The following is a 2,553-nucleotide window of genomic DNA, read 5'->3' on the forward strand; positions in this document are numbered from 1 at the left end:
GGCGCCGTCGAGACCTGCCTGGCATCGGCCTGCGACTGCGAGATACCGCAGGAAGGCCCGCAGGCTCGTCGTCATCTTCTCGATCGTGCCACTCCCGCTATTGCTCGCCCGCTGCAGGAAGTAACTGCGGACATCGTTCGGCCTCCAGCCGGCTGGGTCAGATCGAAGCTCCATCATCAGGCCCGCGGCGTCGCGGGCGTAGAGCCTGACGGTGGCATCGGATGCGCCGCGATGCTTGCGCAGCCACGTCTTGAAGTCGGCGACCAGCTGCGGCTCGGCGGGTGCTGCCCCCACGGCCGCGGACCGGCCAAGGCCGAGCTCGACGAGGGGCCGACGAAAGAGCCTGGCACCGTAGATGGTGTGGTGGTTGCGCCGGCCGCCTTTGGCGCGTGGACACCGGCAAGTGCGCAGGTGCTCGCCGAACGCGGCGAGATCAACGTCCGCCAGGCCCGCGCCTTGCTCGGCCATAACATGGCCGATGTGAGCCGCCGCTCGCAAATAGCGTACCGCTGTCTCGGGGCCATAGCCCTGCCGCTCCAGCGCCGCTGCAAACCCGTCAAGGTAAGGCCCGCTCGGCCCACTGCGCAGATGCCCCAGCATCTTCGCTGCCGAGAAGTACGTCTCCAACATGTCCGTCTCCGTATGTGACCGGCCATCAGTGGCCGACCCAACGGGGCCGCACGGGCGACTTGTAATGGAGAGCTCAAGAGCGGCAATACACAGGAAAATACGGTGATCGCGATTGGCAGCTCCCCATTACCGGCTTTGCCCATAAGGCAGGTAATGGGTGACGCCCATTACCTGTCGCAACCGGCACTGTCCGAAGTGTCAGGGGCCAGCCCGGGCCGAGTGGCTCGCCGCGCGTCAAGCCGACCTGCTGCCGGTCCCCTATTTCCACGTCGTTTTCACACTGCCGGCTCCGATCGCCGCGATCGCCTTTCAGAACAAGGCCATCGTTTATGCGATCCTGTTCAAAGCTGCCGCCGAGGCAATGTCGACACTCGCCGCCAATCCACGCCGGCTCGGTGCCGAGATCGGCGTCGTCGCCGTCCTCCACACTTGGGGGCAGGCGCTGATGCATCATCCCCACGTCCATTGCGTCGTTCCGGGTGGCGGCCTCTCGCCCGATGGCGCGCGCTGGATCGCCGGCCGACCAAACTTCTTCCTGGCCATCAAACCGCTCGCCCGGCTGTTCAGACGCCTGTTCCTCGAACGTCTGACCTCCGCCTTCGACGCTGGCACCCTGAACTTCTTCAGCGATCTCGCATCCCTGGCGGAGCCTGCTGCCTTCGCAGCTCACCTCGTCGCTATGCGACGCATCAACTGGGTCGTCTACGCCAAACGGCCGTTCGGCGGCCCCGCGCAGGTGCTGGCCTATCTCGGCCGCTATACCCATCGCGTTGCAATAGCCAACAGCCGGCTCGTCGCCCTCGACGAAGATCACGTCGCCTTTACCTGGAAGGACTACCGCCAGAACGGCGCGACAAAGATCATGAAGCTCAAGCCCGACGAGTTCATCCGCCGCTTCCTTCTTCACACGCTGCCCGATGGCTTCCATCGCATCCGCCACTTCGGCTTCATGGCCAACGGCCATCGCGCTGCCAAACTCGCCCTTTGCCACAAACTTCTCGAGCGTGAGCGGACAGCATCAAACGATGGCGAGCCGTCGCCTGTGGATTCGGAAGCCCTGATGTGGGCCGAGGTTCCTGCCTGTCCCGATTGCGGTGGCGTCATGCGCATCATTGAGCGCTTTCGACATAGCTTCAGACGCCCCAGCCCTCGAACATCACCGTTCCGATGCGACACATCGTGAGCCAAGTCATGCCGTGCACGACGATCATCATTCGTCATTTCGCTCCCAACGTCTCGATCATCGCGGACGACGTCGAATCCGTGCTGTCACACTGCGCGACAACAACCGTCCGATGCAGCAAAACGCCTATCGCGATCTCCGGCGAAGCGCGTCTGATCTCAACTCTTCCCCTATGCGCACATCCCGTGTCTTTGCCTCACGCGCCGAGCCAGCACATCGGGCATTGCGATCTCAAACAATCCCCATAGCCGCAAAACCGCGCATAGCCTCCCGCGCCTTCGTTCAATCCGGCTTCAATGAGGTCGCGTCATAAGCGCCTGCCGCGCCCTCGCGTGAGCGCGACCTCACAGAACCCTCCAGATTCCGTCGAATCGCGCGTCGTGATTCCGTCGTCGCATCGGAGGGAGCGACGGGTGGACGCATTGCGTGGAGATCGGTCGTCTCTCGGGTGCTGTCCTGGTTAGGACACTCGCTATGTCAAATTAGGACAGTCGGATTGGTCATTTTCGTTGGTCTTTAAACAACAACGCCGCTCGCTTGAAATACATGCGATGCGGCGTTGGTCCGGCCCCAGGAAGGATGTGGCAAAATCCTGGCTCCTGTGAGAGTGCATGGAGCGGGCCAAGGAATTGTGTCATCGGGCACCGTATGACTCCGGGTACAAAGAGGCGATGTCTTGCGCTCGGACTCGCACGCGTTATTTCTGAAAGCTGAGTTCGTCCAGATCATCCCGGGACTGG

The 2,553-nt window shown here is 62.7% G+C and carries 2 pseudogenes; one reads left to right on the forward strand and one right to left on the reverse strand.

From position 1 onward, the window contains the following. Nucleotides 1-630: pseudogene (locus FNJ47_RS52105) on the reverse strand (hypothetical protein); the annotation flags it as partial. A gap of 169 nt (nt 631-799) precedes the next feature. On the opposite strand from FNJ47_RS52105, the pseudogene FNJ47_RS45600 reads away from it, so the two are divergent. Next, nucleotides 800-1,813 (forward strand): annotated as a pseudogene (locus tag FNJ47_RS45600) (IS91 family transposase); the annotation flags it as partial. Nucleotides 1,814-2,553 lie beyond the last annotated feature (740 nt).

Origin of the sequence: Bradyrhizobium uaiense (assembly GCF_010811875.1) — a bacterium.
GTDB lineage: Bacteria > Pseudomonadota > Alphaproteobacteria > Rhizobiales > Xanthobacteraceae > Bradyrhizobium > Bradyrhizobium uaiense.